Origin of the sequence: Candidatus Didemnitutus sp., assembly GCA_019634575.1 — a bacterium.
GTDB lineage: Bacteria > Verrucomicrobiota > Verrucomicrobiia > Opitutales > Opitutaceae > Didemnitutus.
The window spans coordinates 1,258,608-1,271,749 of sequence record JAHCAY010000001.1; the positions used below are offsets into that span (position 1 = coordinate 1,258,608).

Consider the following 13,142-nt stretch of genomic DNA (forward strand, 5'->3'; position numbering starts at 1 on the left):
AGCGCACGCCCGATCTTACGCCGAGCCCGCCGGTTCGCTCCGCATTCATTGCCCACCTCCACTCACGACCAGCGCCGCGAGCGCCGCGACGCCGATCAGGAGATAGAGTAGATACGCCTGCAACCGGCCGTGCTGGAGCCGACGCGCCGACGCCGACACGCGCATCACCACGCCGCCCGCCGGCTCGACCACGTGTTCGAGCACCGTTTCGGGCGTGTGCTCGGAGCACTCCGCCGCGCGCGGCAGCACGACCTCGGGGCGCGCTCCGTGCCGCACCGGCCGGAGAATCCACTCGAACCACTCGACGACGATCCCCGCGAAAGAGCCCGCGGTGTATTGCATGCGCGCCGTCGGCGCCGCGTAGCCGCAATCCCACGTCACCGCCCGCCGCGCGCCGTTCCGCCCCACCTGCCGCCGCAGCATCCACACCACGGCGAGCGCCGCGACCACGAGCCCGGCGTGACAGGCGCCGACGAGCGCGAGCGACGGCGGCGGCGCGAGATCGTTCCAGGCGGGGTTCCACTCCCCCGCCGCGCGGGCCACCGCCGGCCAGAACAACACCGGCGCCACGCCGATCGCGACACAGGCCGCCGCGAGCAACAGCATCGGGCCGCGCATCCACGGCCCACATTCGTGCGCGCGCTCCGCCGCCGCGGAACGCGGCGCACCGAGAAATACGACTCCGCACACCTTGATGAAGCACGCGAGCGCCAGCGCGCCGGTCATCGCCAGCAGCACGACCGCCGGGATCGAGGCGAGCGCGGTGTTGTCGCGCGTGCCGACGGCGTCAAACAGCCCGAGATAAACGAGCCACTCGCTCACGAAGCCGTTCAGGGGCGGCAGGCCCGAAATCGCCGCCGCGCCGAGGGCAAACAGCCCCGCCGTCCATGGCATCGCCCTCCACAGTCCGCCGAGCCGGCTCATCTCCCGCGTCCCCGTCGCATGCAACACCGAGCCGGCGCCGAAAAACAGCAGCGATTTGAACAGTCCGTGGTTCCACACGTGCAGCAACCCGCCCGCCAGCGCCAGCCGGCCCCACGCGGTGTTGCCCTGCTGCGCCGCCACGAGCGCAAAGCCCAGCCCGATGAGGATGATGCCGATGTTCTCGACGCTGTGATAGGCGAGCAGGCGTTTCAGGTCGTGTTGCCCGAGCGCGAAGGCCACGCCGAGCACCGCGCTCGCCACGCCGAGCACCGCCACGACCCAGCCCGCGCTCGCCGGCACCGGCAGCCAGCCGCTGAAGCGCACGAGTCCGTAGATGCCGAGCTTGATGGTCACGCCCGAGAGCACCGCCGAAACGTGGCTCGGCGCATTCGCGTGCGCCGAGGGCAGCCAGATGTGCAGCGGAAACAGGCCGGCCTTCAGTCCGAAGCCGAACAACGCGAGCCAGAACAGCGGCGCGAGTTCCGCGGGCGGCCGGCCCGCGGCAAGCCGCGGCCCGAGTTCCCAGCTCCCCGTGCGCGCCGCGAGGAGCGCGAAGAACGCGAACAGCGCCAGCACCGCCGCGTGCGACGCACCGAGATAAAGCCAGCCCGCCGCGCGCACCTCCGCCCGCCGCCGATCGAGCGTCACGAGGAAAAACGCCGCGAGCGTGAACAGTTCCCAACCGATGAGAAACTGCAGCCCGTGGGCCGACACGAGCACGGCAACGAGACTCACGAGCAGCAGGCTCCACCATACTCGTCCGCGTCGCGCCGAGAGCGGATGCGCGCACTGCGGCCAGTAGCCGTGCGCGTAGGCCGCACCGGCACCGCCGACCACCGCCACCAGCGCAAGAAACAACGCGCTCACCGCGTCGAAGCGCAGGCACAGCACGTCGCCCGCGACGAGGAACTCGCTGCGCCACGTCCACGCCGGTGCGAAACCGCCGAGGACGCCGACCGCCGCCGCCAGCGCGAGCGCGCAACCGCCGAGCGTCAGCGCGAGCCAGGTGCGCGGCAGCCAATTCCCGACCATCAGTCCGGCCATGAGGCCGACGACCGCCGCGCCGAGCACCGCACCTGAGCTCATGGCCGTGACGCTGCGCGAAACCGCCCGGGCTGGCCAGCTTCAACGCGGACCGGGCGCGGTTTGAAAAATTCCTGCCGCCGTCAGTAGCGCCGGCTTCCCGCCGGCGCGGGCCTCAGGCCTGTGACTTCGGCGTGCTGCCGAGGATGCGGTTCGCGCGTTCCAGCGCCTGGGCGATCTCCTGCCGTGCGGAAGCGAGCTGTTCTTTTTCCGCGCGCAACGCTTCGGCCGAATCCGGCGGACTCGCCGGCGGCGGCAGGCCGAGGATTTCGCGCGCCCGCGCGAGCGCGGCGTCGATGTGCGGGCAGACGTTCTCGCGGCCGAGTCGGTCGAGGAAGCCGGCTTTCTCCATCACGAAGAGCGGCTGCGTGTGCGGCGCGCTCAGGACGAGATGCTTCCCCTTCGCCCGGAGCTTCGCATGCAAGTCCTCGAGCGCCTGCAGGCCGGTCGCGTCCATGGCGAGGACCTTGCGGATGCGCAGGATCAGGACGTCCGGCTCGTGCTTCGCGCGCTTCAGCTCATCGTCGAGCTTGTCCACGACGCCGAAGAAGAACGCGCCGAACACGCGGAAGACCAGCACGCCCTCGGGGATTTCCTTGCCGACGAGCGAGTGATGCGAGCCCTCGGTGTCGGAGCTCTCATCGACCGCGGTGATCTGCGACGTCTCGGAAATGCGCTTCACCATCAGCAGCGCGGCGAGCACGACGCCCACCTCGACGGCGACGGTCAGGTCGGCGAAAATCGTGAGCGCGAACGTCGTGATGAACACCAGGGCGTCGCTCAGCGGCCAGCGCCCGAGCCGCAGCAGCTGTTTCCACGCGACCATGCGGAACGCCGCGACGACGAGGATCGCACTGAGGGTGGCGAGCGGGATGTGCACCGCCAGCGGCGCCGCCGCCACCAGCACGAGCGCGAGCAGCCCCGAGTGCACGAGCCCCGCGACCGGGGTGCGCGCGCCGGCGCGGACGTTGCCGATCGAGCGCGCGACGGCACCCGTGACCGGGATCGCGCCGAAGAGCGGACCGACGAAGTTCGCCACCCCCTGCCCGATCAGCTCCTGGTTCGAGTCGTGCCGGTCGTCCAGCATGCCATCGGTGACGACCGCGCAGAGCAGCGCCTGCATCGAGACCAGCAGCGCGATCGTGAACGCCGGCTGCACCAACGCGCGCAGCGTGCTCACCTCCGCGTGCGGAAGGTGAAAGGTCGGCCAGGTCGCGCCGAAGCCGCCGAATTGCGAGCCGATGGTCGCGAGATGCCATTTTTCAGCGAGCCCGAACGCCGCCACGACGACCGTCGCCACGAGCAGGCCGACCATGGAGCCGGGCACATAGCGCCCGAGCCGCGAGGGCCACGAGGCGATGACGAGCAGAGACACGACGGCGAAACCGACCGTCGGCCAGTGGATCGCGTCGAGGTGCTCGCCGAGCACCTGCATCTTGCCCGCGAAGTCGACCGGGAGCTTGTCGACCTGCAGACCGAGGAAATTCTTGATCTGGGAACTGAGGATGAGGATCGCGATGCCCTTGGTGAACGCACGCGAGACCGGATACGGGATGAAGCGGATCACCGAGCCAAGCCGGGCGAAGCCCATGACGCAGAGCATCACGCCGGCGATCATCGTGCACAGGACCAGACCGTCGACGCCGTATTGCGCCACGACGCCGTAGGTGATGACCACGAACGCACCGGTCGGTCCGCCGATTTGCACGCGCGAGCCGCCGAGCGCCGCGATGATCGCGCCGCCGATGATCGCCGTGAACAGGCCCTGCTCGGGCTTCACACCCGAGGCGATCGCGAACGCGATCGAGAGCGGAAACGCCATCACCATGACGTTCAACCCCGCCATGAAGTCGCCGCGCAACCGCTCGGGCGAGTAGCCTTTCAGCGCGTCGAACAGCCGGGGACGAAAACTGAAAACGGGAGTGCTCATGCACACGTGGATCGAGTCCGGCGATTGCGAGCCTCCATCCTCCGCCACACAAGCCGACCGTGAGACAATGCTTAGTTATAAGCAAATCCGCACCGGCCGATTATCCGGGGAAAGACCGATCATTTTCCTGCGACACTGATCGCCATAATCCGCTCCGAACCTGTTGCAGACGAAGGGCACCGCCACCCGCGCGCCGGCGGCGTCACTCGCGCCAGGTGAACGCGTGGCACAACGCCACGCCCGCCGCGTCGGCCTCGTCGAACGCCAGCGGCCGGCCGTGCCCGAGCAGCGACATCACCGTGCGCGCCATCTGCTCCTTGCTGGCGCGCCCCGCGCCGACCACCGCCTGCTTCACGCGCAGCGGCGGATACTCGAAGGTCTCGATCTCGCGCAGCGCCGCCGCCGCGATCGCCGCCCCGCGCGCCGCGCCGAGGATCTGCGCCGTCTGGAAATTCTGCACGTAGATCGTCTGCTCGAGCGCGACATGCCGCGGCACGAAATCCCCGAGGAACCGCGTCACCGCCCGGTGAATTTCGCCGAGACAGAACGCCATCGGGTGCTTCGCCGGCACGCGCACCGTCTCGCACCGCAACAGCACCGGCTGCCGTCCCGGCGCGAACTCGATCAACGCCAGGCCCGTGCCGCGCAGCGACGGATCGATGCCGAGCACGCGGCCGGCGAACGGCGCGCGCGACAACGTCGGCACCGTCGGCCATTCCTTGGGCGCGAGCGTGCCCTCGAGCTTCGCCTTCCAGAGTTGTCGCACATTCGTCCGGGCCATCGCTTCAGAGATGTGGCGCGGGCGCCGCCGCACTCCAACTCAAAAGAACAACAGCTTCGCCGTCGCCAGCGCCGTGAGGCCCAGCGCCGCCGCCTCGAACGCGCGCTGGTTCACCTTGCCGGCCACAACGCGCCCGATGAGCGCCCCCGCGATCACGGCGGGCACGAGCCAGAGGTTCAGCGCGAGGCTTTGTCGATTGATCAAACCGAGCTGCGCCATGAACGGCACCTTGAAGAGATTCACCGCCAGGAAAAACACCGCGCTCGTGCCGAGAAATTCCAGTTTCGGCAACCGCATCGCGAGCAGGTAGAGCATCATCACCGGCCCCGCGGCGTTCGCCACCTGCGTCGCGAATCCCGCGAACACGCCCGCCAGCACGCCCAGCCAGAGCGGCGCGTGGCTCGCGGCCTCCGCGCTCTCCGGCCGCGCCTTCCGCAGCAGGTGCACCACCAGCATGATCGCGAGCAACGTCCCCACGAGCCGCGTCGTCTGCGCATCGTTCGCCCAGCGCAGCGCCGCCCAGCCGAACACGACACCCACGACCGTCGGCGCGAGCAACCGCCATAAATGTTTCCACTGCGCGTGCGCGCGGTAGCTCACGACCGCGAACACGTCGCCGACGAGCAGCAACGGCAGCACCACGCCCGTCGCCTGCCGCGCCGGCATCAAGTTCGAGAAGATCGCCACGAACATGATCCCGAGCCCGGGAATCCCCGTCTTGGAAAATCCCGCCGTGAACGCGCCTGCGGCGAGCAGCAGCCATTGCCACGCCGCGAAACTCACGCCGCGCCGCCTTCCTCGATGCGTCCGCCCGCGACGCGCAGCACCTGCCACGTGCCCGTCTCCGCCTCCGGCAACGCCGTGCCGGTCGCCACCACCTGTGGCTGGCCGTCGAGCGACGCCCAGAACTTCCGCCGGCGCTCCGGATCGAGTTCGCCCAGCACATCGTCGCACAGCAGCACCGGCTCGATCGCGCTGTGCCGCTTGAAATACGCCGCTTGCGCCAGTCGCAGCGCGATCACGAGGCAGCGCTGCTGGCCCTCCGAGGCGAAATTCTTCGCCGGACGCCCTTGCAACAGGAAATCCAAGTCGTCGCGGTGCGGCCCGCGTTCGGTGGACTTCAACAGCGTGTCGCGCGGACGCGCCTTCGCGAGCTGCGCCGCGAATTCCTCCGCCGTCGTCGCCGCGGTGTCAGGCGCGTAGATCAGTCCCGCCTGTTCGCCTTCGGGCACCAGTCGCGCGTGGGCCACGCGGAACAACTCGCTCAACTCCTCGACCCCGCGCGCCCGCGCCGTCACGAGCTGCACCGCATGCTTCGCCGCCTCGTGCTCGAACGCCGTCAGCTGCGCTGCGTCGCGTCCGCCGTGTTTCAGCAGGATGTTGCGCTCCGCCACGGCGCGCGTGTAACCCTGCAACGCCGCGAGATAGGCGCCATCCATCGCCGCCAGCGTGAGGTCGAGCCAGCGCCGCCGCAGCGACGGCGAGCCGCGCAACAACTGGTTGTCCTGCGACGAGAAGACGACGCTCGGGAACTTGCCGATGAAGTCGGCGAGGCGCGTCACTTTGCCCTGCTCCCACTCCACCGTGCGTCCGTCAGCGCCGAAAGTGATCGCCAGCTTCGACTCGCCGAACTGCTCGTGCTCGATCGTGAAGCCGAGCCCTGCCTGCTTCTGCTCCAGCGCGACGAGCGCGCGCGGCTCCGCGCCGCGGAACGACCGCAGCGCCGTCACGTAGCCGAGCGCCTCGAGGAAGTTCGTTTTCCCCTGCCCGTTCGCGCCGACGAGGAACGTGTGCCGCCCCACCAGCCGCGCGGAGACGAGCGGCAGGTTGCGGAAGTTTTGCAGCGTGACAGAGGCGAAGCGCATGCGAGGCGAAACCGAGGACGGAAGACAGAAAACAGAGGACCGTTGCCAGAAGACAAACCAATCCTCCCGCCCCGCGGCCCGGCGGCGCGTCCTCCGTCGCAGTTTCGGCTCTCCGACCTCAATCCCCCGTTCTCCATCCTGCGTCCGCGGAAGTTTAGCCTTTGCCGACCTCGACCGCTCTGCAAACTTCGCGGCATGTCTTCCTTCGCCGCCTCGCAACAAGCGACCATCGCCGCGCTCCAGGGACTCTCCGCGCAACGCGCGCAAATCGACCGCGCCGGCGACCTGATCCTGAACGCACTCCAGGCGGGCCGGAAGATCATCGCCTGCGGCAACGGCGGCAGCGCGGCCGAGGCGCAGCACCTCACCACCGAGCTCGTCGGACGCTATTTCAAGAACCGCCGCTCGCTCCCCGCCGTCGCCCTCACCGCCGACGGCACGCTCGTGACCTGCATCGGCAACGACTACGGCTACGACGCGATCTTCGCGCGCCAGATCGAGGGCCTCGCGCAACCCGGCGACGTCGTCGTGGTGCTCACCTCGAGCGGCAACTCGAAGAACATCCTCCTCGCGCTCGAAGCCGCGAAGAAGCTCGGCCTCGACACCATCGCGCTCCTCGGCCGCGGCGGCGGCAAAGCCAAGGGCCTGGCCACGGCGGAGATCGTCGTCCCCGGCGACAGCGGCGCCGCGGCGCAGGAATGCCACCTTTTCCTCATCCACCATTTCTGCGAACGCGTGGACGAGGTCTTCACCTGATTTGCGCGGCCGGGCCAGCCGCGCACCGCCCCATGAAACGCCTGTTCTGCGCCATCCTGGCGTTGGCCGCGTGCGCGCACGCCGGCCACGCCGCCGATTCACCCGCTCCACTGCCGCTCGACTATTTCTTCGCGCCGCCGAGTTTTCGCCTGCCGCGCCTCGCGCCCGACGGACGCTCCTACAGCGTCGTGATGCTGGTCGGTCAGGAAGAGGTTTTGAGCCTCGTCGACTTCGCCACCAACAAGACCACGCCGCTCCTGCGCACCGACGCCCGCTTCAGCAACTACTGGTGGAAATCGCCCGACCTCCTGCTCATCCTCGACGAACGCGACGGGCACACCGGATTCGAGACGTTCAATCTCAAGACCCGGAAGACCGACCAACCCAGCGATCTCCGCTATGCGGGCCTGGCCAATCCGTTGCCGGACGATCCCGAGAACGTGCTGCTCGTTCGCTATCGGAATTGGGACCTCGATCTTCTGAAATTCAACGTCCGCACCGGCCGCGCCACCCAAGTGCCCGTGCCCTCCGGTTATGTGCGACGCTGGTTGACCACCTCGCGCGGCGACGTCGTCGCGGGATTCGGACGCCTGCACGAGAAATGGTTCATGATCCTCCCACAAGGCGCGGGTTGGCGGCGAGTGGAGCTCGGCGACCGCCGCCTTCCGGATTTCCAACCCGTGTGGGTTGCCGAGGATCAACGCCGCCTCGTGGGCTTCGACTCCGCCTCGGACGATACGGCGCGCTTGATCGCGTGGGACCCCGCCACCGATGCCAAGGAACTGCTGTGTGCGGCCGACTCCATCGATGCCGAGTTTCTGTCGGCCTGGGGTGAGGATTGGACCCGCATGCAATACGTCGCCTTCGAAACGGACCGACCCAAGTTCCGTTTCCTGAATGCGGACGACCAAGCCATCGCCGACGCCCTCGACGCCGCCTTGCCCCACACGACGAACCAAATCGCCAGCGCCACGCCGGATAAGTCGCGGCTCATCGTCTTCAGTTCGAGCGATCGTGTCGCCGGCGACTTCTACCTTTTCGACGTGAAGGCCCGCAAACTCGTGAAGTTCGGCGCGGTTTTCCCGAAGGCGCAACCGGCCCGTCTGGCGCAAAGCCGGTATTTCGAATTCGCCTCACGCGACGGCCTCACCTTGCACGGCCGCGTCTATCTGCCCCCGGACAGCAAGGGACCTTGGCCGACCGTCCTGATCGTCGACGGCCCGGAGCGAAGCCATTTCGGATACTCGGCGCGCGAACAGGCGCTCGCCTGTGCCGGCTACGCCGTCGTGGACATCGACGCGCGGGGCACCGTCGGCTACGGCGAGAAGCTCTGGGCGGCCGGCAACCAGGAACTTGGCGGCAAAATCGTCGACGATCTCCTCGACGGAATCGATTGGCTCGCGCAGAGGCAAATCGTCGACCCCGCGCGCGTCGCTGTCCTCGGCTATCTCCAAGGCGGTCTCACGGCCGTGCAAGCGACACACCGGCATCCTGAACGCTTCGCCGCCGTCGTGAATTTCTGGGCTCCGGCCCATTTCGACTATGTGGACTACATGGACTTCGTCTATGGCCGCATGAGTCAGGATGAGGTCAAGTCACGCCTCGGCGGCGAGACCGGCGTGCGCCGCTATATGGAAACACTCAATCCGGTTCCGATTCTCCCCGAGCTGAAGGTGCCATCGTTCCACTACTACCCGCGCGACCCGAAGGCGGGCCTCTATTTCGAAGGCGACCGCGTGCAACGCGCGCTCGCGCAGAGCAGCGCGCCGCATGTTTTCCTGGAAGGCCTGACGATTCGCGGTCCGGACCAGCTCCTCGGCGACTACAGTCCCGATTTCCCTCGCGAATGGCGGCGGATCTTTGGCGAACTGCTGCCCTTCCTCGACCGGCACGTGGCGAAAAAATCGAAGTAGCGTCCGACGCGACGCGGCTCCGCGCTCCCGCTCGTTCCCCAGCGCCACTTTTCTGTCTTCGAAGCCGGGCGCGCGCCCTCAGGTTTCGTTTTCAGCAACTCTTGCTTTCTGCTGCGCTCGACATCGCGAAATCCCCGCGGCTCATCGCATCGCGCGCCCTATAAGACGCCCCCTGTTTCGCGCGGGGAACAGGTTTCGGTTGTCAGATGTCGCGAGACGGATTCCGTTGGTCGCCTACCCCATGCTTGCTCGCCTACGCCAAGCTTTGTTCATCCCCGAAAGCGGCCTGCTGCTCGTCGTGTTCGTGCTGGGCGCGGCGCTGTGGTTTTTCAGCGGCACGGTCCGCACACCGCAATTCGAGGTCGGTCCCGACGGTGCGCGCCAGCGCGTCTTCACCACCAACGCCGGCGGCGAACGCGTGCCGGCCTTCGTCGAGCGCAACAAATTCCTCAACGCGCAAAACCTCGCGCAGCTCGCCAAGGACACCAGTTTCATCGCCATCATGGCGGTCGGCATGTCGATCGTGATCATCGCCGGCGGCATCGATCTGTCCGTCGGCTCGATCTACGCGCTCGCCTCCGTGCTCGGTGCGCTGGCGTTTCAGCAATTCGGTCCCGATGGCGCGCACGCCGGCGCATCGCCCTTCGCCGGCGTCCTGTTCGGCTCGCTCGCGTGCGTCGGCACTGCGGCGCTGTGCGGACTCGCCAACGGCGGACTGATCGTCGCGCTGCGCGTGCATCCGTTCATCATCACGCTGGGCGCGATGGCGATTTTGCGCGGCATCGCGTTCGTGGTGACGCGTGGGCAATCCGTCGGCGGATTTCCGCCGGCGTTCCGTGAGATCGTGCGCTTCGAGGTCGGCAATGGCCTGAGCTTCGTGCCGCTCGCGGTCATGGTGCTGGTGCTCGTCGCTGGCTGGATATTTCTTGGCCGCCTCGCCGCCGGCCGTCGCGTCTATGCCGTCGGCGGCAACGAGCTCGCGGCGCGCTTCTCCGGCATCCGCGTCGAGCGCGTGAAACTCGGCGTCTACCTGCTCTCGGGCCTGTGTGCCGGCATCGCCGCGCTGCTCTCGATCGGCTACTACGGCGCCGCGACCTCGGGCGACGGCCAGGGTTACGAGCTGAACGTCATCGCCGCCGCCGTCGTCGGCGGCGCCAGCCTCACCGGCGGCAAGGGCACCGCGCTCGGCGCCGTGCTCGGCGCACTCGTCATCCAGATGATTTCCTCCGGCATCGTCATCCTCAGCATCGACCAGAACTACAGCCAGATCATCATCGGCGTGGTGGTGGTCGCAGCCGTCGTCCTCGACAACGTCAACCACTGGCTCGCCCGCCGCCGGCAGGCGCGCGCAGCTTCCTGATTTTTCCATGAAACTACCCTCCACGTTCCTGTTCGCCTCATTGCTCGCGGTCGTCGCGAGCGCCGCCCCGCGCACCATCACCCTCGGCCTCGTCGCCAAATCGCAGGGCAATCCGGTCTTCCAGGCCGCCCGCGTCGGCGCCGAGGACGCCGCCGTCGACCTCGGCCAAAAACTCGGCCTCGCCATCAAGATCGACTGGCGCACACCGAACGAAGAGGACGCCCAGAAGCAGGCCGAGGCCATCGAACAACTCGTCCTCGCCGGCGCCGAAGGCATCGCCGTTTCCTGCTCCGACGCCAACAAGCTCACCGACGCCATCGACTCCGCGGTGAACAACGGCGTGCCGATCGTCACCTTCGACTCCGACGCGCCCGCCTCGAAGCGCTTCGCCACCTACGGCATCGACGACCTCGAATGCGGCAAACAGACCATGGAGGAACTCGCCCGCGTCCTCGGCGGCAAGGGCATTGTCGCCGTCCTCGCCGGCAACCAGAACGCCCCGAACCTCCAGCGCCGCGTCGCCGGCGTCCGCGAAGCCGCGAAGAAGTATCCCGGCATCACGATCCGCGACGTCTATTATCACAAGGAAACCCCGCAGGACGCCGCCGCAAAGGTCGAGCAGGTCATGCAGGCCAATCCCGACATCACCGGCTGGGCCATGATCGGCGGCTGGGCGCTGTTCACCGAGAACGCCCTGAAGTGGCAGCCTGGCACCGTGCAATGCGTCTCGGTCGACGCGCTCCCCGCGCAGCTCAACTACATCCGCTCCGGCCATGTCCCGGTCCTGCTCGGCCAGCAATGCTACCAATGGGGCTACCGTTCGGTCGGCCTGTTGATCGACAAGATCGTCCTCAAAAAGGGCCCGCCCACCGTGAAAGAGATCAGCGCCCTACAGCCAGTCACGAAGGACAACCTCGACGACTACGCAAAGAACTGGGCCAAGTGGCTCCGGAAGTGATTTTCCGGGCAACGATCCGCGGCTGACAGGTAGCGCGCCGCACCGCTCCGCGCTACCCTTCCGCCGCCTCACCCCTGTGCCCTACCTCGAGTTTCAAGGCCTCACGAAACGCTTCCCCGGCGTCCGCGCGCTGGATGGCGTGAGCCTCGCCATCGAACGCGGCACATGCCACGCGCTCATCGGCGAAAACGGCGCGGGCAAGAGCACACTCGGGAAGATTCTCGCCGGCGTTTATACTGCCGACGAAGGTGAAATCCGCCTCGATGGTCGCGTCATCGCACCGGATTCGCCGCTCGCCGCCCGCGCCCTCGGCATCGCGATGGTGCACCAGGAGCTCGCGTTCTGTCCGAATCTTTCCATCGCGGAAAACCTCTGCCTCGGCGACCTGCCGCGCAACCGCCTCGGCTGGGTCGACCGCGCCGCCCTGCGCGCCCGTGCCCGCACGATGCTCGAGTCGATCCACGCCGACCTCGATCCCGACCGCCTGATCGGCACGCTCTCGACCGGCCAGGAGCAGCTCGTGCAGATCGCCGCCGCCGTCGGCACCGGCGCGCAGATCATCGTCATGGACGAGCCGACCAGTTCGCTCTCCGCCGGCGAGACGAAGGAACTCTTCGCCCTCATCCGAAAGCTGAAGGCGCGCGGCCTCACGCTCATCTACGTCTCGCACCGCATGGAGGAACTGTTCGCGTTGTGCGACCACATCTCCGTCCTCCGCGACGGCCGTCACGTCGCCACCGGGCGCATCGCCGACACGACGCCGCACCAAGTCGTCACGCAAATGATCGGCCGCGAACTGCTGGTGCAGGAGCCGAAGCACCTGCACCGCCCGCGTGGCCCGCGCCGCCTCGCCGTCGAGCGCCTCGCGCATCCGTCGCGCTTCCGCGACGTCAGTTTCGAACTCCACGCCGGCGAGATCGTCGGCCTCGCCGGCCTCGTCGGCGCCGGCCGCAGCGAGGTCGCCCAGGCGCTCCTCGGCCTCGATCCCGATGCGACGGGCCGCCTGCGCATCGGCGAAAACGAAATCGAAGTCGGCTCGATCGACGCCTCACTCCGCGCCGGGCTCGGCCTGCTGCCCGAGGACCGCAAGCGGCAGGGGCTCGTGCTCGGCCTGAATTGCCGCGAAAACAACTCGCTCGCTTCCCTGCCCGCCCTCAGCCGCGCCGGCTGGATGCGCGCAAGCGAGGAGCACAGCGTCGCCCAGCGTTTCGCGAAACGGCTGAACCTGAAGGCACCGTCGATTGAGACCGGCGTCGGCACGCTCAGCGGCGGCAACCAGCAGAAGGTCGCGCTCGCGAAGTGGCTGACGCGCGATTGCTCGGTGCTGATTGTCGACGAGCCCACGCGTGGCATCGACGTCGGCGCGAAGGCGGAAATTTATCAGCTCCTCGACGAACTCGCCGCCGAGGGCAAAGCGATCCTCATGATTTCCTCGGAGCTGCCCGAGCTCATCGGCCTTTGCGGCCGCATCCTCGTGATGCGCGACGGCCAGCTCGTCGGCGAAGTGCCGCGTGCGGAGTTCAGCGAGGCGAGGCTCATGCAGCTGATGGCCGGCGTTGCCGCCGCCTGATC

The 13,142-nt window shown here is 68.0% G+C and carries 10 protein-coding genes; 5 read left to right on the plus strand and 5 right to left on the minus strand.

The genetic code is table 11. The features are described from left to right. Positions 1-45: 45 nt before the first annotated feature. The 5 genes from KF715_05255 to recF all read right to left on the minus strand — a co-directional run bounded on the left by KF715_05255 (position 46) and on the right by recF (position 6,583). On the minus strand, positions 46-2,010 hold the full coding sequence (locus KF715_05255) for an NADH-quinone oxidoreductase subunit H (GenBank protein MBX3736076.1): 1,965 nt from the start codon (positions 2,008-2,010) through the stop codon (positions 46-48). A gap of 112 nt (positions 2,011-2,122) precedes the next feature. Beyond that, on the minus strand, positions 2,123-3,937 hold the full coding sequence (locus tag KF715_05260; GenBank protein MBX3736077.1) for an STAS domain-containing protein: 1,815 nt from the start codon (positions 3,935-3,937) through the stop codon (positions 2,123-2,125). 202 nt (positions 3,938-4,139) lie between these two features. Next, on the minus strand, positions 4,140-4,718 hold the full coding sequence (locus tag KF715_05265) for a crossover junction endodeoxyribonuclease RuvC (protein MBX3736078.1): 579 nt from the start codon (positions 4,716-4,718) through the stop codon (positions 4,140-4,142). Positions 4,719-4,757: 39 nt separating this feature from the next. Next, a complete protein-coding gene (locus KF715_05270; GenBank protein ID MBX3736079.1) occupies positions 4,758-5,501 on the minus strand; it encodes a sulfite exporter TauE/SafE family protein in 744 nt (247 codons plus the stop codon). Beyond that, complete coding sequence (recF, locus tag KF715_05275) at positions 5,498-6,583, minus strand: DNA replication and repair protein RecF (GenBank protein ID MBX3736080.1); 1,086 nt, start codon at positions 6,581-6,583, stop codon at positions 5,498-5,500. The genes KF715_05270 and recF overlap by 4 nt, the downstream gene beginning before the upstream one ends. Positions 6,584-6,778: 195 nt before the next feature. On the opposite strand from recF, the gene KF715_05280 reads away from it, so the two are divergent. The 5 genes from KF715_05280 to KF715_05300 all read left to right on the plus strand — a co-directional run bounded on the left by KF715_05280 (position 6,779) and on the right by KF715_05300 (position 13,140). Then, the gene (locus KF715_05280) at positions 6,779-7,339 is read left to right on the plus strand and encodes an SIS domain-containing protein (protein MBX3736081.1); all 561 of its coding nucleotides are present in this window, start codon (positions 6,779-6,781) and stop codon (positions 7,337-7,339) included. A gap of 32 nt (positions 7,340-7,371) precedes the next feature. Next, positions 7,372-9,252, plus strand: coding sequence for a prolyl oligopeptidase family serine peptidase (locus KF715_05285; protein ID MBX3736082.1), 1,881 nt, complete (start codon positions 7,372-7,374; stop codon positions 9,250-9,252). Positions 9,253-9,493: 241 nt separating this feature from the next. Next, positions 9,494-10,612 (plus strand): ABC transporter permease, encoded by a 1,119-nt coding sequence (locus KF715_05290; GenBank protein ID MBX3736083.1) that lies wholly within the window; start codon positions 9,494-9,496, stop codon positions 10,610-10,612. Positions 10,613-10,619: 7 nt separating this feature from the next. Continuing rightward, positions 10,620-11,570, plus strand: coding sequence for a substrate-binding domain-containing protein (locus tag KF715_05295; GenBank protein ID MBX3736084.1), 951 nt, complete (start codon positions 10,620-10,622; stop codon positions 11,568-11,570). 76 nt (positions 11,571-11,646) lie between these two features. Continuing rightward, on the plus strand, positions 11,647-13,140 hold the full coding sequence (locus tag KF715_05300) for a sugar ABC transporter ATP-binding protein (protein MBX3736085.1): 1,494 nt from the start codon (positions 11,647-11,649) through the stop codon (positions 13,138-13,140). Positions 13,141-13,142: the final 2 nt, after the last annotated feature.

Bases quoted from the DNA above. Each gene is read 5' to 3' on its own strand.
- KF715_05255 (MBX3736076.1), bottom strand. From the start codon at position 2,010: ATGAGCTCAGGTGCGGTGCTCGGCGCGGCGGTCGTCGGCCTCATGGCC.
- KF715_05280 (MBX3736081.1), top strand. From the start codon at position 6,779: ATGTCTTCCTTCGCCGCCTCGCAACAAGCGACCATCGCCGCGCTCCAG.
- recF (MBX3736080.1), bottom strand. From the start codon at position 6,583: ATGCGCTTCGCCTCTGTCACGCTGCAAAACTTCCGCAACCTGCCGCTC.
- KF715_05290 (MBX3736083.1), top strand. From the start codon at position 9,494: ATGCTTGCTCGCCTACGCCAAGCTTTGTTCATCCCCGAAAGCGGCCTG.
- KF715_05265 (MBX3736078.1), bottom strand. From the start codon at position 4,718: ATGGCCCGGACGAATGTGCGACAACTCTGGAAGGCGAAGCTCGAGGGC.
- KF715_05285 (MBX3736082.1), top strand. From the start codon at position 7,372: ATGAAACGCCTGTTCTGCGCCATCCTGGCGTTGGCCGCGTGCGCGCAC.
- KF715_05295 (MBX3736084.1), top strand. From the start codon at position 10,620: ATGAAACTACCCTCCACGTTCCTGTTCGCCTCATTGCTCGCGGTCGTC.
- KF715_05260 (MBX3736077.1), bottom strand. From the start codon at position 3,937: ATGAGCACTCCCGTTTTCAGTTTTCGTCCCCGGCTGTTCGACGCGCTG.